Here is a 19,433-nt window from a genome sequence, read left to right on the forward strand (position 1 = left end):
TTAGTCGGAGGGGATTTGCGCGTTGGGATCAAGGTCCAGCTTGAGCGCCGGGCGGCGGGCAGGTGCGGCGCGGGCCTTGGGCGGCAGGATGTTGGGGCCGGGCCGGATGCGCAAGCTCGCCGCTTCGGGCGCACCGCGCTGACTGGCGGGGCAGCGGGCATAATCCATCGCGCGGTCCATGCAGAGCGAGACTTCGCTCAGCCAGCCGCCACGCGCGGTCTTTACCCGGATCATGCCGGGCGAAAGCCCCTTGTTCGCGCGGGCGAACGCGGCGGTGAACTGCTTGACGGTGAGTGTGTCGCGCCGGGCCAGTTGAGCCATGTCGGGATAGCGGATGCCCTCGTACAAGGCGCGGGCGAGGTTGAAATAGAGCTCCGGCCGCGTCGTCATGCAGCTGCCATGCTTGGCCCATTCATGCTGGAGCAGCTGGGCAGACGGCGTAACGCAGAGATTCTGGCGGATGACTTGCCGAGGCAAAAGATCGGCGGCGCGGCAATATTGCGGCCAGTCGCGCCCTGTCCCCTCAGGCCAGAGGCCGTGCAGGATGAAGCCGAACTTGCCGTTGCGCCCGCCGCACTGGAACGCGCTGTCGCCGCCTCGCGCGGTGGCGCAATATTGCGGGGACCAGCTGAGCGCGAGCGTGTAGCCAGCGATTGGGATCAGGCGGCGCGGCTCGTTGGACGGCGGCAGTTCGATGCGCGGGCGGGGAACTTGCTGCGGGATCGAACAATAAGCCGCCTGCGCCAGCGCGGGGGCTGGCGCGGCGAGCAGGAGCAGGGCCAGCAGCCCTTTATGCAAAGGCGAAGTCCAGGCCGATGTCGGCGGCGGGGGCGGACTGAGTCAGGCGGCCGACGCTGATATAGGTGACGCCGGTTTCCGCCTTGGCGCGGATGGTCTGGAGCGTGACGCCGCCCGAGGCTTCGGTCGGTACGCGGCCTCCCACCAGCGTGACCGCGCCGCGCAGGGTGGGCGCGTCCATATTGTCGAGCAGCAGGTGCGTGGCCCCCGCGGCGAGCGCGGGTTCGATCTGGTCGACGCGGTCGACTTCGACGATGATGCGCTCGATCCTCGCGGCGGTGGCGCGGCGGACGGCTTCCTCGACCGATCCTGCGACCGCGATATGATTGTCCTTGATCATCGCCGCGTCCCACAGGCCCATGCGGTGATTGGTCGCGCCGCCCTGCCGCGTCGCATATTTTTCCAGCACGCGCAGGCCGGGGATGGTCTTGCGCGTGTCGAGCAGCGTCGCGCCGGTGCCCATGATCGCATCGACATAGGCGCGGGTCATGGTGGCGATGCCGGTCAGGTGCTGGACGGTGTTGAGCGCGGAACGCTCCGCCGTCAGCATGGCGCGCGCCTTGCCCCGGATGCGCATGATGTCGGTGCCCGCCGCAACGCGATCGCCGTCCTGGCGGAGCAGCTCGATCTCCACCTCCGGGTCGAGCGTACGGAAGAAGGCGGCGGCAATAGGGAGCCCCGCCAGCGTCACCGCGTCGCGGCTGTCCATCACCCCTTCGAAGATCGCATCGGCGGGAATGACGGCCTCGCTCGTGACGTCGCGGCCGTCAGGGCCGAGATCCTCGGCGAGGGTGGAGGCGATGAAGGCGTCGAGGTCGAAGCCGGGCAAGGTGAAGGTCATGGAAATCCCCTTAGGGTCCAGATGAAATTTTGACCCCGTTCGCCCTGAGCCTGTCGAAGGGCTCTCCCTCCTTGCCAGGAAAGGGGCTTCGACAGGCTCAGCCCGAACGGATTATTGTTCGGTAACAGAAACTTAGCGGTTGCCCACGTCGCCCTTGCCCACCGTGCCGCTGGCGAGTTCCAGCATCCGGTCGAGGCTCTTCTTGGCGGCGAGGCGCAGGCCTTCCTCCATCTCGATGCGGGGCTGGAGGTCGCGCAGCGCGAGGTAGAGCTTTTCCATCGTGTTGAGCGCCATGTAGGGGCACACGTTGCAGTTGCAGTTGCCGTCGGCACCGGGCGCGCCGATGAAATTCTTTTCCGGCACCGCCTTGCGCATCTGGTGGATGATGTGCGGTTCGGTCGCGACGATCAGCGTGTCGCCGGTCATCGTCTTGGCATATTGCAGGATGCCGCTGGTCGAACCGACATAATCGGCATGGTCGACGATATAGGGTGGGCATTCCGGGTGCGCGGCGATCGGCGCGTCGGGATGCTGGGCCTTGAGCTTGAGCAGCTCGGTCTCGCTGAACGCCTCATGGACGATGCAGACGCCCGGCCACAGCAGCATGTCGCGGTTGAACTTGCGCTTCAGATAACCGCCCAGATGCTTGTCGGGACCGAAGATGATCTTCTGGTCGCGCGGGATCTGGGACAGGATGGTTTCGGCGGACGAGCTGGTGACGATGATGTCGGACAGCGCCTTCACCTCGGCCGAGCAGTTGATGTAGCTCAAGGCGATATGATCGGGATGCGCCTCGCGAAACGCCTTGAACTGGGCGGGCGGGCAGCTGTCCTCAAGGGAGCAGCCGGCGTCCATGTCGGGCAGGACGACGATCTTTTCCGGGCTCAATATCTTCGCGGTTTCGGCCATGAAGCGCACGCCGCAAAAGGCGATGACATCGGCGTCGGTTTCCGCCGCCTTGCGCGATAGCTCAAGGGAGTCGCCGACAAAGTCGGACAGGTCCTGAATTTCCGGCTTCTGGTAGTAGTGGCCGAGGATGACGGCGTTGCGTTCCTTGCGCAGCCGGTCGATCTCCGCGCGCAGGTCAGTCCCCTGCGGAATTCCAGTGATGGCGTTCATGTCCCTAACTCCTCACGGGCCTTGCCCTGCGCGCCCCTAGCGGGCGGCGCGGCGGTTGGCCAGTACCTCATTGATCGGCGTCGTAACGTCCCATTGGTCGCGATTGTCGCCAGCGCGCTCCGCCGGGAAGGTGACGATCACCCGCGCGCCACCCTGCCCGGCCGCTTCCAGTGGCGCCGCCATCAGCTTTGCGAGCGCGGCGCGGCCATATTCCCGGGCGCGCGCCATGCGGGCGGGAGAGCGCGCCTCCTGCTCGGCCCGGCCCTGCGCATGGGCGGACACACGGCGGCTCAATTCCTCGCCCGCCTGCCGAGTGACGAACAGGCCGCTGGTGCGCACCAGCGTCCTTGCCGCCTCATCGACATTGGGCTTGGCGGGCTTCACGTCCGGTGCGTTGACGATCAGCGTGCGGCTGTCGGCATTCCATTCCAGATCGTCCGCGCCGATGCGGCTGACGTCGATGAAATAATCCACGGAAAAGGGCATCTTCACGACCTGATCCGACTTCAGCAAGCCAAAGCCGCGCACGTCGCGCGCCGTGCTCTGGATCGTCCCGGACATTTCGGACACCTTGAGGCTCGACGCGCCCGCAAAGCGGTCCGCGATGATCTTCGTGACGGCCGACCCATCATCCTCGACGCTGACCACATAATCGCGGTCATAGCTGCGCAAGCCGAGCAGCAGCGCGCCGCCGATCATCAGGACCAGCAGGGCGGCAAGGATGGGCGTCCCAAACCTGTTCAGCGCAACCGCCATCGGCCATCCTCCGCCGCAGCGGCAATGCCGCGCCCGTCGAGGTCGATCAGATGGGCAAGGACCGATCGTCCCGCCGCCGAATAGAGGCGCGGATCAACGCCCTTGTACATCTCCGCCACCATGGCGGGGATCTGTGACGCGCCGTTGCGCTCAAGGAAGCGGACGATCTGGCCTTCGCGCTGCTTGCGATGGCCCATCATGCCGCGCACCAGCCGCTGCGGGTTCTGCACCGGCTCACCATGGGCGGGATAATAGATAGCATCCTGCCGGTCGAGCAGGCGCTGCATCGATCGCATATAGTCGGCCATGTCGCCGTCCGGCGGCGAGATGACGCTGGTCGACCAGCCCATCACATGATCGCCGGTGAACAGCGCATTTTCCTCCAGCAGCGCGAAACAGAGATGGTTGGAGGTGTGGCCAGGCGTCGCCAGCGCTTCGAGCGTCCAGCCTTCCCCCGACACCTGTTCGCCGTCGCCAAGGATGCGGTCCGGACTATAGGTCGGGTCGAACGCGGCGTCCGCTCGCGGGCCGTCATCGTCCAGAACGAGCGGCGCGCAACCGATCACAGCCGCCCCGGTCTGCGCCGAAAGCGGCGCGGCGGCGGGGCTGTGGTCGCGATGGGTGTGGGTGCAGAGGATCGCCCGGACGGGCCGGTCGCCGATGGCGGCAAGCAATGCGCCCAGATGCGCTTCATCCTCCGGCCCCGGATCGATGACGGCGAGGTCGGTCGTGCCGATCAGATAGGTCTGCGTGCCCGTATAGGTGAAGGGCGACGGATTGGGCGCGAGGACGCGGCCGATGCGCGGCGCAATCTGCAGCAGCGTGCCGGTGGGCATGTCGGCCATGTCAGGAGCGGTTGCCATGCGCCTCATGTGCCCATCTGGCGCGGATTTTCAAGGTCCGGTGCGTGGTAAGGGATTCCGTTCGGGCAAGTCCTGGCCTAGAATTCAGGTCATGAGCGCGGGCAGAGACATGGTTGAAGGATGGCGTCGGCATCTGGCGCTGGACCGGCGGCGCTCCACGCATACGGTGCGCGCCTATATGGCGACGGCGGAGCGGCTGATCGCCTTCCTCGAAGAACATCGCGGCGAGGCGGCAACGGCGGCCCTGTTGCAGAGCGTGGAACAGGCCGATCTCCGCGCCTTCCTGACGGCGCGGCGGATGGACGGCATCGGCAATGTGTCGGCGGCGCGGGAATTGTCGGCGGTGCGCGGCTTCCTGAAGTTCATCGGCGGCGAGGATGCGCGGGTCCCTGTGCTGAAAGGCCCGAAGGTGAAGCGCGGCCTGCCCCGACCGATTTCGCCTGACGAGGCGGTGGCGCTGGCGCAGGATATTGCCGAAACCGCGCGCGAGGGGTGGATCGGCGCACGCGATTGGGCGGTTCTGCTGCTGCTGTACGGCGCGGGGCTGCGCATTGGCGAAGCCATGGGGCTGATGGGCGATGTCCTGCCGCTTGGCGATACGCTGCGGGTGACGGGCAAGCGTGGCAAGAGCCGACAAGTGCCGCTGCTGCCGCAGGTGCGGGCGGCGATCGAGGCTTATGTGGCGGCCTGTCCCTATCCGGCTGGCCGTGGCGAGCCCTTGTTCCGTGGCGCGCGCGGCGGGCCATTGTCGGCGGCCTTGATCCGGCGGGCGGTGCAGGGCGCGCGGGGGCGGCTGGGGCTGTCGGATCGGACGACGCCGCATGCGCTGCGGCACAGTTTCGCGACGCATTTGCTTGGGCGCGGGGCGGACTTGCGGTCGCTCCAGGAACTGCTGGGGCATGCGAGCCTCTCCTCGACGCAAATCTATACGCAGGTGGATGCGGCGCATTTGCTGGATGTGTATCGGAATGCGCATCCCCGGGCTTGAGGGGGCGGGCGGACACATATTCCCCTCCCGCAGGCGGGAGGGGTTAGGGGTGGGCTGGCGCGACGCCAGAGGCATTATCCAACGGCTAGGTCGAAGCTCGCTCCGCTCGCGCCCACCCCCTAACCCCCTCCCGCCTGCGGGAGGGGGAATAGCGCTACCCCCTCGGCTTCCAGGTCGCCAAGCGCCAGAGGTACAATATCACCGCCCCGACGACACAGGCCGTCGCCACGGGCCCTACATATTTATCGATATCACGAAAATTCTGACCCAGCAGATAGCCCGCATAGGCCAGGATGATATTCCAGATCAGCGCCCCGCCCGCCGTCCAGGCGAGAAAGCGGACATGCCCCATGCGGAACAGCCCGGCGGGGAGCGATATCATCGTGCGGAAGGCGGGCAGGAAGCGAAAGACGAACACGACAATCTGACCATATTTGCCGAAAATATGGTCGAGCTTCTCCACGTCCCGCCATTCCAGCGTGGCCCAGCGGCCATAGCGGTCGACCAGCGGCTTGAGGCGATGAAAGCCCAATATGTGCCCGACCAGATACCAGAAATAATTGCCGACGGTGGTGCCGATGGTGCCCGCCAGCAGCAGCCACTCCATCGCCATCCGGCCCTGCCCCACCCGGATGCCGCCGATGCCCATGATGAGTTCGGACGGCACGGGCGGGAAGACATTTTCGAGCACCATGAGGAGGAAGATGCCCCAATAGCCGCCCGCGTCGATGAGGTGGAGGACCCAGTCAGTCATGCGACAGGCCGCCCGGCACTGTTACGTGCTCCTGCGAAGGCAGGAGCCCAGTTCGACCGGGGGGCCTGGGCTCCTGCCTTCGCAGGAGCACGCTGCGCCATTCTGATCAGGCAGCCACCCGCTCGGCGAGGCGCGCGTCGATCGCGTCCCAGATCATGCCGCCCGTATCCGTCCCGTTGAACGCGTCGATCGACACGATGCCGGTGGGCGATGTCACGTTGATCTCCGTCAGCCATTCGCCGCCGATCACGTCGATGCCGACGAACAGCAGCCCGCGCCGTTTGAGTTCCGGGCCCATGGCCGCGCAGATCTCCAGCTCGCGGTCGGTCAGCTCCGTCTTCGCCGCCGATCCGCCCACCGCGAGGTTGGAGCGGATTTCACCTGCGCCGGGAATGCGGTTGATCGCGCCTGCGATGTCTCCGTCGATCAGGACGATGCGCTTGTCGCCTTGCGCCACGCCGGGAATGAAAGCCTGAACCATGAAGGGCTCGACCCACGAAGCGTTGAACAGTTCCACCAGCGCCGAAAGGTTCGCGCCCGATTGCCCGACATGGAAGACCGCGTTGCCCGCATTGCCGTAGAGCGGCTTGACGACGATCTCGCCATGTTCGGCAAGGAAGCTCTTCACCTCGGCCAGGTCGCGGGTGATCATCGTGGGCGGCATGAAGCGGGCATAATCGAGCACGAACAGCTTTTCCGGCGCATTGCGGACGGCGGCGGGATCATTCACCACCAGCGTTTCCGCCTGCACCCGCTCCAGCAGATGAGTGGCGGTGATGTAGCTCAGGTCAAAGGGCGGGTCCTGCCGCATCAGCACGACATCGACGTCGCGGCCGAGGTCGAGCATTTCCGGCTCACCAAAGGCGAAATGGTCGCCGTCCACCTTCTGCACCTTCACTGGGCGCGCCTTTGCCAGCACGCGGCCGTCGCGATAGGTAAGGTCGGGCGCGAGATAATGGTATAGCCGGTGCCCCCTCGCCTGCCCCGCCAGCATGATGTGGAAGGTGGAATCGCCCTTGATGTTGATCCCTTCCATCGGGTCCATCTGCACGGCGACGGTGAGAGGGTTGAGTTCGGTCATCTGCTTTTACGTCTCCGTTCGGGCTGAACCGGACGAGAGCGGGTCAGCCCCCATGCCAGACATTCGCCAGATGGCGCGGCGGACGGCCCGGCGCAAGGAGGATCACATCGATTCGCATGTCATCGCCCGGCTTGGCGAGGTCGTAGAACAGCATTTCCGCAGCCGCAGCCACGCGGGACAGGCGGCGTTCGTCGATCGCGAGGTCAAGATCAGCACCGGTCGCGCGGGCCTTCACCTCGACAAAGGCCAGCATCGCGCCGCGCCGGGCGACAAGGTCCACCTCCCCCGCAGGCGTGCGGAGGCGGCGGCCGACGATCTGCCAGCCCTTGAGCCGCAGCCACCATGCGGCGATCCGCTCCGCCTGGCGTCCGCGCTTTTCAGCAGCCTGCCGCTTCACCCCTTCAGTTCCAGCGCGCGATCGTACAGCGCGCGGCGATCGAGGCCGAGCTTCTTGGCAACCTCCCCCGCCGCCTTGGAGACCGGGAGCCGCTCCATTGCTTCGATGAGGGCAGCGTCGGCATCTTCTGCGCTGGCAGGCGGGGCTTCGCCGGGCGGGCCGACGATGACGACGATCTCCCCCTTGGGCGGCGCGTCGGCATAGCGGGCGGAAAGTTCGCTCAAAGTGCCGGTGCGGGTTTCCTCGAACGCCTTGCTGATTTCGCGGCTGACGGCGGCGTCGCGGTTCCCCAGCCCCTGCGCCATGGCGGCGAGGCTTTCGGACAGGCGCGGGCCGCTTTCGTAGAAGATGAGCGTGGCGCGCAGGGCCGCGACTTCGGCGAGAGCATCGGCGCGTGCCTTCTGCTTCACTGGCAGGAAGCCCATGAAGAGGAAGCGGTCGGTCGGCAGGCCCGACAGGGTGAGCGCGGCGATGGCGGCGCTGGGCCCCGGCAGCGTCACGATGCTCCGCCCCGCCGCGCGCGCATCGCGGACCAGCTTGTAGCCCGGATCGGAGATGAGCGGCGTGCCAGCGTCGGAAAGCAGCGCGACCGATTCGCCCGCCATCCTCTCGATCAGGCGCGCGCGGACGCCCTCGGCGCTATGGTCATGATAGGGGATCATCGGCCGATCCGACCCGGCATGGCGCAGCAACCGTGCGCTCACCCGTGTATCTTCCACGGCGATCACATCGGCGCGGCGCAGGACATCGGCCGCGCGCGGGCTAAGGTCTCCAAGGTTGCCGATCGGCCCCGCAACGATGTAAAGCCCGGGTTCCAGCCCAGAAGTTGTATTTTCCATAAGGACGCCAGATGACAGAGACGGATGCCCTCCGGCAAGCGGACATGTTCGCGGCAATGAAGCGCGGCGCGCGCATCCTCTTCGCCGCCAGCGCCCTGGCGCTCGCTGCCTGTCAGTCGATCGTGCCCCGTGGACCCGCGCCCGTCCGTCCTTCCGAGCCTGTCCCGACCGGCCCCGACGTGACGCAGGGCCTGCCCACCGATGCGCAGCGGCACCGCGTCGCGCTGCTGGTGCCGATGAGCGGCCCCAATGCGGGCGTCGGCCAGTCGATCGCCAATGCCACCACCCTCGCCCTCCTGGATACCAAGGCGGACAAGGTGCGCATCACCACCTATGACACCAGCATGGGCGCGGCGGCGGCGGCGAACCGGGCGCTGGCGGAAGGCAATCGCCTGATCCTGGGCCCGCTGCTGGCAGAAGACGCACGGGCCGTCGGGCCGATCGCGGCGCGGGCTAACGTGCCGGTCATCAGCTTTTCCAACGATGTGAGCGTTGCCGGGAACGGCGTCTACATCATGGGGTACAATCCGGGCCAGTCGATCGAGCGCGTGGTCGATTTCGCCAGGGGCAAGGGACTGTCGAAGTTCGCCGCGCTGGTGCCCAAGGGCATGTATGGCGAGCGCTCCGGCACATCGCTGCTGCGCGCAGTAGAGGGCGCGGGCGGCACGGTCGTGTCGATGCAGACCTTCGACCGAACGCCAGCGTCGATGACGGCGGCGGTCAAGAAGTTGCAGGCGTCGTCCAGCTATGATGCGCTGCTGATCGCCGACAGCGGGCGGGTGGCTTTGCAGCTTGCCCCCATCGTGCGGAAGAATGGCGGCGCGACGGCGCGGCTGCTCGGCACGGAATTGTGGAATACGGACAGCAGCCTTGGATCCAGCCCGGCGCTGCGCGGCGCCTGGTTCGCCAGCGTGTCGGACGGCCTCTACGGGCAACTGGCGACCAAATATCGGGCGCGTTACGGCAGCGCGCCGTTCCGGCTTTCCGCGCTGGGCTACGACGCGGTGCTGCTGACCGTGCGCATCGCGCGCGACTGGCGGCCCGGCACCCCCTTCCCGGCGGCGCGGCTGCGCGATGCGGGCGGCTTTTCCGGGATCGACGGGGCGTTCCGCTTCGGACGCAGCGGGATAGCCGAGCGAGCGCTGGAAGTGTCGGAGATTGGCGCGGGCACCTACACGGTGGTGGCTGCGGCACCGAAGGCTTTCGGGGAGTAGTAACCACCTTTCGCCCAAACTCTTCCGTTCGGGCTGAGCCTGTCGAAGCCCTTGTCTTCCAAGGGGGGAAGCCCTTCGACAAGCTCAGGGCGAACGGAGGTAGCGCTTAGCCTTTGATCCGCCCAGTCGGCAGGATCAACGGCCACGCCCCACCAGCCTCGATACAAGCCGAAATGCCGTAGACTTGGGCAAGGCTCTGCTCCGTCAGCACGTCCATCGGCTTGCCGTCCGCGACCAGCCGCCCCTTGTCCATCAACAGCAGCCGGTCGCAATAGCGCGCTGCCATACCCAGGTCGTGCAGCACGGTGACAACCAGCGATCCTGCCCGCGCCTCGGCCTTCAATAAGTCCATGACATCAAGCTGATGCCCCGGATCAAGCGCGGCAAGCGGTTCATCAGCGATGAGCGAGGGCGCTCCCACCGCCAATGCGCGGGCGAGGAGAACACGGGCCCGTTCGCCGCCTGACAATTCTGTCGCGATTCGTCCCTTCAGATGCAGCACGTCAGCGCGGGCGAGCGCGGCATCGACCATCGCCTCATCCTCTGACGACAGCCGCGACAGCGGGCCCAGATGCGGCATCCGCCCAAGCGCCACCAGCCGCTCCACCATCAAGGGCCAGTGCAATGTCTGCCCCTGCGGCAGATAGGCAACCAGCCGCGCGATGTCCTTGCGGCCGATACTGGCGATCGGCTTTCCATTGACCGACACCGTTCCACTCTCCACGCGGGCAAGGCCGAGCATCGCTCGGATCAGCGTCGATTTGCCCGCGCCATTGGGGCCGATGATGCCGACCAGCTGCCCCGGCTCCAGCGCCGTAGTGACGCCGCGAACCGCAGCGTGACGGCCAAGGCGCACCGACAGCTCCTGCGTGCGGATCGTCACCATAGCCGCCGCTCCCGCATCAGGTGGACGAGGAAGACCGGCACACCCAACAGCGCCGTCAGAACGCCCAGCTTCAATTCGCTGCTGGTGGGAATGAGCCGCACGCCGATGTCCGCAAGCGTCAATAACGCCGCGCCGCCGAGCAAGGACGGAAGCAGGATGGCTGACGGCGAGCGATCGGTCAGCGGCCTGACGAGATGCGGCACGATCAGCCCGACAAAGCCGATCGCGCCAGACACCGCGACCGCGCCGCCGACGCCGATGGCGACACCCAGCATCATGCGCAGCCGCGCCTTGGTGAGGTCGACGCCCAATGCCTGCGCGCCCTCCTCCCCCAAGGTCAGCGCGTCGAGGCTGCGCCCGTCGGCGATCAGCAGCGCGGCTCCGACAAGCACGCAGGGCAAGGCGATCCAGACATGCGCATAGCTGCGATTTTCAAGGCTGCCCATCAGCCAGCTCATGATCTCCATCGCGGCGAAGGGATTGGGCGACAGGTTGAGCGACAGGCTGATCCCTGCCCCCGCCAGCGTCGCCACGGCAATGCCGGCGAGGATCAGCGTCAGCGGACTCTCCGATGGTCCCGCCAGCAGGAACAGAGCGCCGATCGCGATCAGGCTGGTGGTGATGGCAAGGATTGGCAGGATCACTGGATGAAGCTGTGCCAACCCGAAATAGAGCGCGCCCACCGCCCCGAGCGCGGCTGCATTGGATGCGCCGAGCACGGAAGGTTCGGCGAGCGGATTGCGCAGATAGCCCTGCAATGCCGCTCCGGCGAGACCGAGCATCGCGCCGACGATCAGCCCGAGCAGCATGCGCGGCAGGCGCAGATCGATCAGGATGGCGCGGGCGACCTCATCGCCTCCGCCACTCAGGACAGCAAGGATGCGAGCGGGGGCGAGCGGGACGGCGCCCAGCGTGAGGGAGCCGAGCGCTGCGATGAGAGTCAGCGCAATGAGGACAGGGAGCAGAAGCGGATGGCGGCGCGCGCTCATGGCTTGCGCACTCCAAGGCCGCTGATACAGGTCGTAGTGCTCCTGCGAAGGCAGGAGCCCAGTTCGTTCACTTGAGCTGGGCTCCTGCCTTCGCAGGAGCACGGCACGTTGCAGAGGCAGGATTGATGCGCGGAAAGATCATCGCGGCGCTTTGTGCGCTTAGCCTCACCAGCGCCGCCCCTGCCCCGCCGCGGCGAATCGTGTCGCTCAACACCTGTGCCGACCAATATGTGCTGGCGCTCGCTGATCCGGCGCAGATCGCGGCATTGAGCCCTTATGGCCATGATCCCGAATTGTCGGCAGCGGTGGCGAAGGCGCGGCGCTTTCCGGTGCTGAAGCGCCCGGCCGAAGAGGTGCTGGCGTTGCGGCCCGACCTCGTCATAGGCTTTCCCGATGGCGCGGGCGGCGTGGTCGGCGCACCCGATGGGCGATGGCGCAAGCTGGGCCTCGCGAGCGCTACCAGCTTCGCCGCCATCCGCGATCAGGTCCGTCAGGTCGCGGCGGCGGTCGGCCAGCGCGCGCGCGGCGAAGCGTTGATCAGGGGCATGGAGCGCGACCTTGCCGCCCTGCCCCGGCGCAAGGGCGGCGGGGTCGCGGCCTATTATCAGCGGCGCGGCTATATGACGGGCACGGGCACCCTGGTCGATGAACTGATCCGGCGCGCGGGCCTCGTCAATCTGGCGGAAAAGCTCGGCAAGCCCGCGCTGGCGCAAGTGCCGCTGGAACAGATGATAGCAGCCAGGCCCGACTATCTGATCGTGGAAGAAGGCAGCGAAAACATCGTCGATCAGGGGACGGAGATGCTGCACCATCCCGTGCTGCGATCCATTCCCCGCATCCGTGTGCCGCAAGCCTGGACGGTCTGCGGCGGCCCCGCCTATGTGCAGGCCGCGCACAGCATCATTGCCCAGGCGGATGCTGCGGGCAAAGACAGGGCGCAGCCAAAGGCCGCGCCCCGGCGATGAAGCGGGGCGGCCGCCCACCCCCGTCACCTTTTACCGTCAAAAGCGGACACGCACGCCGCCATAGGCCGATCGGCCATAGGTGCTGTAGCCATAGACGGTCGCATATTCTTCGTCCGTGACATTGTCGATGCGCCCGTAAATCTCCAGATGCTCGTTGATCGGCAGCGAGGCGCGGAGGTCCAGCCGGGCGTAGCCGTCGAGACGCTGGGTGTTGGCGGCATCGTTGAAGCTGTCGCCGACCATGGTCACCGTTGCGCCAGTCGACAGGCCGAACGACCAATCATAGTCCGCCGAGACGCTGACGGCATCCTTTGCGCGGCGGGGAAGGCGCCTGCCTTCGTTGAGCCCGCCTTCGGAACGGTCGATAGCGTCGATATAGCTGTAGGCCGCTACGACCGTCAGCGCATCGACGGGCTTCAGCGTCAAGGCTGCTTCCACGCCCTTTGCACGGGTGCGGGTGAGGTTGACATAGCGGCCGAAAGGCAGGGCGAAGCCGTCGAAATAAATCTGGTCGCGGGTGTCGCGGCGAAACGCGGTGACAGAGATCATCGCGCGGCCCTCATCCAGGCTCTGATCAAAGCCGATGTCATAGCTTTTCGACCTTTCGGGCTTGAGGTCGAGATTGCCATAGGTGGCGTCGTAGATCTGGTACAGCGAAGGTGCGCGAAAGCCTTCGCCATAGCTGGCGCGGATATTGGTGCGGCCTTCATTGGGCGTGTAGTTGGCGTTGGCGCCAAAGGTGGTGGCGCCCCCGAATTGGCTGTGATCGTCATGGCGTACGCCGCCGGTAACCGACAAGCCAACAAAAGGCTTTACGACCGCAAGCGCATAGACGCTGTCGATGTTTACCTCTGCTCCGCTGACGACCTTATCGCCCGTGAAGAAGTCGTAGAAGAACGAGTCATATTTGGGCCGCTCATGCTCGTAGCCAAAGACCAGTTTGGCTTGATCCACCGGCTGATAGACGCCTTCATATTCAAATCGCAGGTTGGTGCCTGAATAGCCATAGTCAGGCGCGGAACTGGGCGCGAAGAAATAGTCGCGGTCATTGCGGAACCAGGTCACCGCCGCACGCTGCGTCAACTTACCGTCGAAAGAGGAAAGGTTGAGCCCCGCATAGCCGACATATTGGTCAAGCTTGCTGCTATCCGTTGATTCAGCCGGCGCGCCAAAGAAGATGTCGGTATCGAGGTCCGCATGGATGTAATAGCCACGCAGGTCGAGGCTGAGATTGTCGGTGAAGGCAAGCTTCAGCTTCGCGTGGGTCGCGATATTTTCATAACCGTCCTTCTCCGTGCCGCCCTGTGCCGCGGAGATGCCATCGGTACGGAAATAGGCTACGCCCGCGCTGCCCGATGCGATGCCGGTGCTGCCCGATATGTCAGCCTTTGCATTCAGCGTGTCGGCATAGCCATAATCCACCGATGCGCTGCCGCCAAAGCCTTCGCCTGGCTCGGCCGACATGATGTTGACGACGCCGCCGATCGCCTGGCTGCCGTACACCACCGAGTTGGAGCCACGCAGGATTTCGATGCGGCGGATGTTGCCGGTGAGCAGATTGCCGAAGTCGTAGGCATCGCCAATGACGCTCGGATCATTGATCTTCACGCCATCGAGCAGCACCAGCGTTTGCGTCGTTTCCGCGCCACGGATCGAAATGCCGGTGACGCCGCCCACGGCATCGGCGCGGTTGAAACGGACGCCGGGCGTGGTGATCAGCAGGTCCGCGATGCTGACATTCTGGCGCGTCTCGATCGTCTTTTCATCGATCACCGTCACGGCCTGCCCGACTTCATCGGTCGGCTGCTCGATGCCGAGCGCAGTGACGACGATTTCGTCTGCATCTTCTGCAAGCGCGGGGGTGGCGGCAAGCAGCGCCAGCAGCGAGATTCCGGTCCTGATCATATTCTGTCTTCCCTGAGCGCCATGCGACATGAGGCCAGGGCTTCCGCGCGAGCGGCCGGTGCGCGAGGGAGGGAGACGCCAATCCCGTCACGCGCACCGATGCGGCCCTGCGCCGCTTCGTCGCTCAGACGGAAAACCGTGCCCGGGCCGATCCCTGGACCCAGGCAAGAGCGACCATGCGCCGGCAGGTTTCCTGGCTCGCGGGTCGTCGCGGCGATGCACGGGCCTTCCCGGACGCGTGTCCAGTGGCTGGTCCCCCTCGCCTTCCCCTTTTGAAGGCATGCGGGTTTCCGGGTGCATCGCGCTCACCGCTTACAGTTGCAGGGGCAGCTGCGGACTTGGACGGATGAACCGTCCCCACCGCATTCCCTTTCCGGCGCGATCTTTCGTGAACGGTTGCCCGCTCACGCCGCGCGCCATAGGGGAAAGCGAGGGTTCTGCCAAGGAGTGGATCGATGCGATTACTGGGCGCTGTGCTTGCCGGGGGACGATCCCGTCGGTTCGGGAGCGACAAGGCGCTGGCGCTGATGGCGGATGGGCGCATGCTGATCGACCATGCGGTGGCGGCGATCGCGCCCCATGTGGAGACGGTGGTGGTCTGCGGGCGGACGGTCGAGGGGATGACCAGCCTCTCCGACCGGCCCGGGCCTGATATGGGACCGCTGGGCGGGCTGAACGCGGCACTGCATCATGCGCGGGACGAAGGCTATGACGCGGTGCTGACGACCGGGTGTGACATGCCGGTCTATCCGGCGGCGTTGGTGGAGGCGCTGGCGGGAGAAGGCGCTGCGGTGTTGAAGGGGCAGCAATTGGCGGGGTTCTGGCCTGCCGGGCTTGCGGATGAACTGGACGCGCATCTGGCTGAGGAGAATAGCCGGTCGATATATGGCTGGCTGGAGCGGATCGGCGCGCGGATCGTGGAGCGGGCGGATATCGTCCTGCCGAATATTAATCGACCGCAGGATCTTGCCGGATTGCCGAAAAGCTAGCTGCGCCGTGCTCCTGCAAAGGCAGGAGCCCAATTCAGAGGGCGGGACTGGGCTCCTGCCTTTGCAGGAGCACGTTGCTTATCGTGCTGAGCGGGTTGCACCCTATCGCCGAGCTGAACTTGCCGAAGCCCCCTCCCTTCCTTCCAACTAAGTTCGGGGGCGTTCGGCAAGCTCAGGGCAAAGGTCGCGGAGAGCCGGTCTTCAAAGCTGAAGAGCGACGCTCGTGGCGGCCTCTACTGGCATGGTCGTGCCCGCCACCGCTTCACCAATCAGAAGCAGGGTCGGATCTTCGTCGCTGATCGTGGCCACCAGAAAGGCAAGCGCCGACAGCTTCCCCCGGATCAGGCGTTCGGTGGGCAGCGAGACATTGACCGCCACCATCACCGGCGTCTCGGGATCGCGTCCGGCGGCGATCAACTGGCGGCTGATCTCGCCAGCAGCGGCACGGCCCATATAGATGCCGAGCGTGCCGCCGGGACGGGCGAGCGTTTCCCAGTCGAGCTTGAGCGGCTCACCGGCTTTCAGATGCGCGGTCACCAGTGTCAGGCCGCGCGCCTTGCCGCGCAGGGTGAGCGAGGCGTTGCCGCTTGCCGCCGCCGCGCTGGCAGTGGTGATGCCGGGGCAGATGTGGGTGCGGATGCCGTCAGCGGCGAGATGATCCATCTCCTCGGCCGAGCGGCCAAAGACCGACGGGTCGCCGCCTTTCAGGCGCACGACGCGCTTGCCCGCCTTGGCAGCGGCGAGGAGCAGGTCGTTGATGCTTTCCTGATCCTTGCTGTGGCGGCCCGAGCGCTTGCCGACGCTGACACGCTCGATGCCCTGCGGGATGAGGTCGAGGACGCCCGGCCCGACCAGTGCGTCATAAAAGACGATGTCGGCCGCCGCCATCAGCTTTTCGGCCTTGCGGGTCAGCAGGTCCGGGTCGCCGGGACCTGCGCCGACCAGCCAGACTTCACCGGGGGCGATAAGTTCATTCGGCTGCATGGAGCGTCTCCTGCGGGATTTGGGCGAGGATGTTGGCAAGCGCGGGGCGGCAGGACCCGCAATTGGTGCCCGCGCCGATCGCCTTGCCGATGGCGGGCACGTCGACCAGGCTCTGGTCGCGAATCGCCGCAACGATCTGGTTGAGGCCGATGTCGAAGCAGACGCAGATGGTCGGGCCTTTGTCAGGCTGGCTGCCGGGGCCGCGCGCGGCGAGGACGGATGCGCCCACCTCTTCGGCTTCAAGCTGGCCGATGAGCCAGTCGCGCGAGGGGAGCAGGCCGGTGCGGGTCACGAAGAGGACGCCTGCCAGCTTGCCTTCGCGGATAATCGCGACGCGGCGGGTGCCGCGCGACATATCGACGGCCTCGACCCGGTCGCCCTTGGGCAGGCAGGCTTCGAGCCGGGCGGGATCGCCATTGCCCGCGACCTCGTAAAGCGCGCCGCCCGGCACGGTGACCTTTGTCGCCCACAGGCAGGGAACCCTGGCGGGCTGCTCGCCGCGCAGGATCAGGAAGCCCTTCCACTCGGTGGCGACCTTCTCGATGCTGGCGGGCGTCAGCTTGAAGCCGGGCTGACCCGAATGCGGATCGACCAGCGGACGGGGCAGCAGGCCGGTGCGGCCGCCGGTCGAGATTTGATCGGTCCAGTGGATGGGGGTAAAAATCTCGCCCCTGCGCTGGCCCTCGCTGAATGCCACGCGGAAGATGCTGTTGCCCTGCGCGGTCTGGACGCGCGCCAGATCACCGTCGCAGATATCGAGGTCCCCGGCGTCCTGCGGGTGAATCTCGACCAACGGCTCCTCCCGATGACGGGCGAGCTTCGCCGACAGGCCGGTGCGCGTCATCGTGTGCCACTGGTCGCGATAACGGCCGGTGTTGAGCGTCATCGGCCACTGTTGGAGCGGCTCCTGAAGGTCCATCTGCTTGGCGAGTACCAGCCGCGCCTTGCCATCGGGGGTGGAGAAGCGACCATCCTCGAAGGGCTTGTCGCCGCCCCAACGGAAGGGCTCCATCGCCTCATAGGCTTCATTCCCGATGGTCGCCTGCGCGCGGAGGTTGAGGAGCCGTGCGCCATCATTCTGATAGGCGGTCAGGCGGGCATGTTCACGCCAGATGTCGGCGGGCCGGTCATAGGCGAAGGCGTTGCGCCAGCCCATGCGGCGGCCGACTTCCTTGATGATCCACCAGTCGGGCTTCGCCTCGCCGGGTAGCGCCATGAAGGGGCGCTGGCGGCTGATGGTGCGGTCGGAATTGGTGACGGTCCCGTCCTTCTCTCCCCAGCCAGCGGCGGGCAGGCGGACGTCGGCATGAACGCTGGTGTCGGTGTCGGCGATGATGTCCGAGACGACGAGGAAAGGCACGGCCTCCAGCGCCTCGCGCACGCGGTTCGCGTCGGGCAGCGACACGGCGGGGTTGGTCGCCATCACCCAGAGCGCCTTGATCCGGCCTTCGTTGATGGCGCGGAACAGGTCGACGGCCTTCAGGCCCGGCTTGGTCGCCATGGCGGGCGCGGCCCAGAAGCGGCCGACCCGCTCCACATTTTCAGGCGCGAAGTCCATATGGGCCGCCAGCGTCGAGGCGAGGCCGCCGACTTCGCGGCCGCCCATGGCGTTGGGCTGGCCGGTGATGGAGAAGGGCGCAGCGCCGGGCTTGCCGATCCGGCCGGTAGCCAGGTGGACGTTGATGATCGCGTTGACCTGATCAGTACCGCGGATCGACTGGTTGATGCCCTGGCTGAACAAGGTGACGGTGCGCGCGGTGGCGGCGAACAGCTTGAAGAATTGCTCCAGCAGCGCGGGCGCGATGTCGCAGGTCTTTGCCGTGGTCCAGAGATCATGGCCGGTGCGGATATGCTCCCAGAAGCCTTCGGGCGCATTGAGATGGTCGGCGATGAACGCAGGGTCGGTGACGCCTTCCTGATCGCACCAGGCGAGCAGACCGCTCATCAGGGCAACGTCCGTGCCGGGCTTTACTGGCAGATGCAGGTCCGCGCCCTCGCAAGTCTCCGTACGGCGTGGGTCGATCACGACCAGCTTGGTCCCGCGCTCCGCCCGCGCGGCCTGAATGCGCTGATAGACGATCGGGTGGCACCAGGCGGTGTTGGACCCGACCAGCACGATCAGGTCGGCTACGTCCAGATCGTCATAGCTGGCGGGCACGATGTCCTCGCCAAAGGCGCGATTATGACCGGCAACCGCGCTCGACATGCAAAGGCGGCTGTTGGTGTCGATATTCGCCGTGCCGATGAAGCCCTTCATCAGCTTGTTGGCGACATAATAGTCTTCGGTCAGCAACTGGCCCGAGACGTAGAAGGCGACGCTGTCGGGGCCGAAGCGATCGACGGTGTCGCGAAATTTCTTCGCAACGAGGTCCAGCGACTTGTCCCAGCTGGCGCGCTTGTTGCCGATCATGGGGTGCAGCAGGCGACCGGTCAGGCCCACCGTCTCGCCCAGATGCGTGCCTTTTGAGCAGAGCCGCCCGCCATTGGCAGGATGCGCCTCATCGCCCTTGATCGTGACCGACCGGGGGCCGGTCGGCGTGGCCGAAATGCCGCAACCGACGCCGCAATAGGCGCAGGTGGTGCGGATGGCCTCTGTCATGCTCTTACCTCTTCTTCCCGAGGAACAAGAATTGGGTGGAGGCGCTTGCCGCAAGGGATGGCCAACAAGACACCCCCACCCAGATCCCCGCCATTATGGCTGGGGACCGGAAGCTCGATGCCGGTTTCAGGCAGCCGCCTTCAGCGCCGTGGGCCGAGCGATCAGGATGCGACCGCCTTCCTCCTTCACGGCGATGGTCGGCGTGCAACCTTCGTCATTGCCCTGCGCCTCACCCGTTTTCAGGGCGATGTTCCAGTTGTGGAGCGGGCAGGCGACGCTGTGGCCATGGACGATGCCCTGGCTCAGCGGGCCCTTCTTGTGCGGGCATTCATTGACCAGCGCGAAGACCTTGTCATCGCTGGTGCGGAACACGGCAATTTCCTTTTCGCCCGTGATCTGAACGGTGCGAGCGCCACGCTGGGGAATGTCGGCCAGCGTTCCGATGTCGATCCAATCGGTCATGGGT

At 66.1% G+C, this 19,433-nt stretch carries 19 protein-coding genes and 1 riboswitch; of the genes, 4 read left to right on the top strand and 15 right to left on the bottom strand.

The annotated features are described in order from the left end of the window. From MU848_RS15700 to MU848_RS15720, 5 genes are all read right to left on the bottom strand, one after another. Positions 1-798: a ribonuclease T2 gene (locus MU848_RS15700; protein ID WP_247234052.1), complete on the bottom strand. Its 798-nt coding sequence runs from the start codon at positions 796-798 to the stop codon at positions 1-3. Then, a complete protein-coding gene (gene nadC / locus MU848_RS15705; protein ID WP_247234054.1) occupies positions 791-1,639 on the bottom strand; it encodes a carboxylating nicotinate-nucleotide diphosphorylase in 849 nt (282 codons plus the stop codon). The genes MU848_RS15700 and nadC overlap by 8 nt, the downstream gene beginning before the upstream one ends. A gap of 132 nt (positions 1,640-1,771) precedes the next feature. After that, complete coding sequence (nadA, locus tag MU848_RS15710) at positions 1,772-2,758, bottom strand: quinolinate synthase NadA (RefSeq protein WP_097090909.1); 987 nt, start codon at positions 2,756-2,758, stop codon at positions 1,772-1,774. A 36-nt stretch (positions 2,759-2,794) separates the two neighbouring features. After that, positions 2,795-3,514: a DUF4230 domain-containing protein gene (locus MU848_RS15715; RefSeq protein ID WP_247234056.1), complete on the bottom strand. Its 720-nt coding sequence runs from the start codon at positions 3,512-3,514 to the stop codon at positions 2,795-2,797. Continuing rightward, positions 3,499-4,377 carry an MBL fold metallo-hydrolase gene (locus tag MU848_RS15720; protein WP_247234058.1) on the bottom strand — a complete coding sequence of 293 codons (879 nt, stop codon included), beginning with the start codon at positions 4,375-4,377 and terminating at the stop codon, positions 3,499-3,501. The genes MU848_RS15715 and MU848_RS15720 overlap by 16 nt, the downstream gene beginning before the upstream one ends. Before the next feature lie 91 nt (positions 4,378-4,468). Here MU848_RS15720 and MU848_RS15725 point away from each other — a divergent pair, with 91 nt between their 5' ends. Then, entirely contained in the window at positions 4,469-5,365 is an 897-nt protein-coding gene (locus MU848_RS15725; RefSeq protein WP_247234060.1) for a tyrosine recombinase XerC, read from the top strand. Between the two features lie 154 nt (positions 5,366-5,519). Here the strand turns inward: MU848_RS15725 and MU848_RS15730 are convergent, their stop codons facing one another. The 4 genes from MU848_RS15730 to rsmI form a co-directional block, all read right to left on the bottom strand. Continuing rightward, entirely contained in the window at positions 5,520-6,119 is a 600-nt protein-coding gene (locus MU848_RS15730) for a DedA family protein (protein WP_097092671.1), read from the bottom strand. 106 nt (positions 6,120-6,225) lie between these two features. Beyond that, positions 6,226-7,200, bottom strand: a complete 975-nt coding sequence (gshB, locus tag MU848_RS15735; RefSeq protein ID WP_097090905.1) for a glutathione synthase — start codon at positions 7,198-7,200, stop codon at positions 6,226-6,228. A 43-nt stretch (positions 7,201-7,243) separates the two neighbouring features. After that, positions 7,244-7,597: a YraN family protein gene (locus MU848_RS15740; protein WP_201515057.1), complete on the bottom strand. Its 354-nt coding sequence runs from the start codon at positions 7,595-7,597 to the stop codon at positions 7,244-7,246. After that, positions 7,594-8,436, bottom strand: coding sequence for a 16S rRNA (cytidine(1402)-2'-O)-methyltransferase (gene rsmI / locus MU848_RS15745; protein ID WP_247234062.1), 843 nt, complete (start codon positions 8,434-8,436; stop codon positions 7,594-7,596). The genes MU848_RS15740 and rsmI overlap by 4 nt, the downstream gene beginning before the upstream one ends. A gap of 11 nt (positions 8,437-8,447) precedes the next feature. On the opposite strand from rsmI, the gene MU848_RS15750 reads away from it, so the two are divergent. Next, positions 8,448-9,650, top strand: a complete 1,203-nt coding sequence (locus MU848_RS15750) for a penicillin-binding protein activator (RefSeq protein ID WP_380801015.1) — start codon at positions 8,448-8,450, stop codon at positions 9,648-9,650. A 106-nt stretch (positions 9,651-9,756) separates the two neighbouring features. Here MU848_RS15750 and MU848_RS15755 read toward each other — a convergent pair whose 3' ends face one another. Together MU848_RS15755 and MU848_RS15760 are read right to left on the bottom strand one after the other, a co-directional pair. Continuing rightward, entirely contained in the window at positions 9,757-10,536 is a 780-nt protein-coding gene (locus MU848_RS15755) for an ABC transporter ATP-binding protein (protein ID WP_247234065.1), read from the bottom strand. After that, positions 10,530-11,525 carry a FecCD family ABC transporter permease gene (locus MU848_RS15760; protein WP_247234066.1) on the bottom strand — a complete coding sequence of 332 codons (996 nt, stop codon included), beginning with the start codon at positions 11,523-11,525 and terminating at the stop codon, positions 10,530-10,532. The genes MU848_RS15755 and MU848_RS15760 overlap by 7 nt, the downstream gene beginning before the upstream one ends. A 125-nt stretch (positions 11,526-11,650) precedes the next feature. Here MU848_RS15760 and MU848_RS15765 point away from each other — a divergent pair, with 125 nt between their 5' ends. After that, on the top strand, positions 11,651-12,490 hold the full coding sequence (locus MU848_RS15765; protein WP_247234068.1) for an ABC transporter substrate-binding protein: 840 nt from the start codon (positions 11,651-11,653) through the stop codon (positions 12,488-12,490). Positions 12,491-12,526: 36 nt separating this feature from the next. Here MU848_RS15765 and MU848_RS15770 read toward each other — a convergent pair whose 3' ends face one another. Further along, on the bottom strand, positions 12,527-14,395 hold the full coding sequence (locus MU848_RS15770) for a TonB-dependent receptor plug domain-containing protein (protein ID WP_247234070.1): 1,869 nt from the start codon (positions 14,393-14,395) through the stop codon (positions 12,527-12,529). Positions 14,396-14,561: 166 nt separating this feature from the next. After that, positions 14,562-14,823, bottom strand: a riboswitch (cobalamin riboswitch). 27 nt (positions 14,824-14,850) lie between these two features. Here MU848_RS15770 and mobA point away from each other — a divergent pair. Next, positions 14,851-15,384: a molybdenum cofactor guanylyltransferase gene (gene mobA / locus MU848_RS15775; protein ID WP_247234071.1), complete on the top strand. Its 534-nt coding sequence runs from the start codon at positions 14,851-14,853 to the stop codon at positions 15,382-15,384. A 201-nt stretch (positions 15,385-15,585) separates the two neighbouring features. On the opposite strand, the gene cobA is transcribed toward mobA, so the two are convergent. The 3 genes from cobA to nirD form a co-directional block, all read right to left on the bottom strand. Continuing rightward, positions 15,586-16,368, bottom strand: a complete 783-nt coding sequence (cobA, locus tag MU848_RS15780) for a uroporphyrinogen-III C-methyltransferase (protein ID WP_247234073.1) — start codon at positions 16,366-16,368, stop codon at positions 15,586-15,588. After that, the gene (locus tag MU848_RS15785; RefSeq protein ID WP_247234075.1) at positions 16,355-18,967 is read right to left on the bottom strand and encodes a nitrate reductase; all 2,613 of its coding nucleotides are present in this window, start codon (positions 18,965-18,967) and stop codon (positions 16,355-16,357) included. Before MU848_RS15785 ends, cobA begins: the two co-directional genes overlap by 14 nt. A gap of 126 nt (positions 18,968-19,093) precedes the next feature. Beyond that, on the bottom strand, positions 19,094-19,429 hold the full coding sequence (gene nirD, locus MU848_RS15790; protein WP_097090896.1) for a nitrite reductase small subunit NirD: 336 nt from the start codon (positions 19,427-19,429) through the stop codon (positions 19,094-19,096). Positions 19,430-19,433 lie beyond the last annotated feature (4 nt).

The organism is Sphingobium agri, assembly GCF_023051225.1.
Taxonomy (GTDB): Bacteria; Pseudomonadota; Alphaproteobacteria; order Sphingomonadales; family Sphingomonadaceae; genus Sphingobium; species Sphingobium agri.

Excerpts from the sequence above, each read along its gene's own strand:
- MU848_RS15770 (WP_247234070.1), bottom strand. The coding sequence starts at position 14,395 with ATGATCAGGACCGGAATCTCGCTGCTGGCGCTGCTTGCCGCCACCCCC.
- MU848_RS15715 (WP_247234056.1), bottom strand. The coding sequence starts at position 3,514 with ATGGCGGTTGCGCTGAACAGGTTTGGGACGCCCATCCTTGCCGCCCTG.
- MU848_RS15760 (WP_247234066.1), bottom strand. The coding sequence starts at position 11,525 with ATGAGCGCGCGCCGCCATCCGCTTCTGCTCCCTGTCCTCATTGCGCTG.
- nadC (WP_247234054.1), bottom strand. The coding sequence starts at position 1,639 with ATGACCTTCACCTTGCCCGGCTTCGACCTCGACGCCTTCATCGCCTCC.
- MU848_RS15750 (WP_380801015.1), top strand. The coding sequence starts at position 8,448 with ATGACAGAGACGGATGCCCTCCGGCAAGCGGACATGTTCGCGGCAATG.
- nirD (WP_097090896.1), bottom strand. The coding sequence starts at position 19,429 with ATGACCGATTGGATCGACATCGGAACGCTGGCCGACATTCCCCAGCGT.
- gshB (WP_097090905.1), bottom strand. The coding sequence starts at position 7,200 with ATGACCGAACTCAACCCTCTCACCGTCGCCGTGCAGATGGACCCGATG.
- MU848_RS15765 (WP_247234068.1), top strand. The coding sequence starts at position 11,651 with ATGCGCGGAAAGATCATCGCGGCGCTTTGTGCGCTTAGCCTCACCAGC.
- nadA (WP_097090909.1), bottom strand. The coding sequence starts at position 2,758 with ATGAACGCCATCACTGGAATTCCGCAGGGGACTGACCTGCGCGCGGAG.
- cobA (WP_247234073.1), bottom strand. The coding sequence starts at position 16,368 with ATGCAGCCGAATGAACTTATCGCCCCCGGTGAAGTCTGGCTGGTCGGC.
- MU848_RS15785 (WP_247234075.1), bottom strand. The coding sequence starts at position 18,967 with ATGACAGAGGCCATCCGCACCACCTGCGCCTATTGCGGCGTCGGTTGC.
- MU848_RS15720 (WP_247234058.1), bottom strand. The coding sequence starts at position 4,377 with ATGGCAACCGCTCCTGACATGGCCGACATGCCCACCGGCACGCTGCTG.
- MU848_RS15730 (WP_097092671.1), bottom strand. The coding sequence starts at position 6,119 with ATGACTGACTGGGTCCTCCACCTCATCGACGCGGGCGGCTATTGGGGC.
- rsmI (WP_247234062.1), bottom strand. The coding sequence starts at position 8,436 with ATGGAAAATACAACTTCTGGGCTGGAACCCGGGCTTTACATCGTTGCG.
- MU848_RS15725 (WP_247234060.1), top strand. The coding sequence starts at position 4,469 with ATGAGCGCGGGCAGAGACATGGTTGAAGGATGGCGTCGGCATCTGGCG.
- mobA (WP_247234071.1), top strand. The coding sequence starts at position 14,851 with ATGCGATTACTGGGCGCTGTGCTTGCCGGGGGACGATCCCGTCGGTTC.
- MU848_RS15755 (WP_247234065.1), bottom strand. The coding sequence starts at position 10,536 with ATGGTGACGATCCGCACGCAGGAGCTGTCGGTGCGCCTTGGCCGTCAC.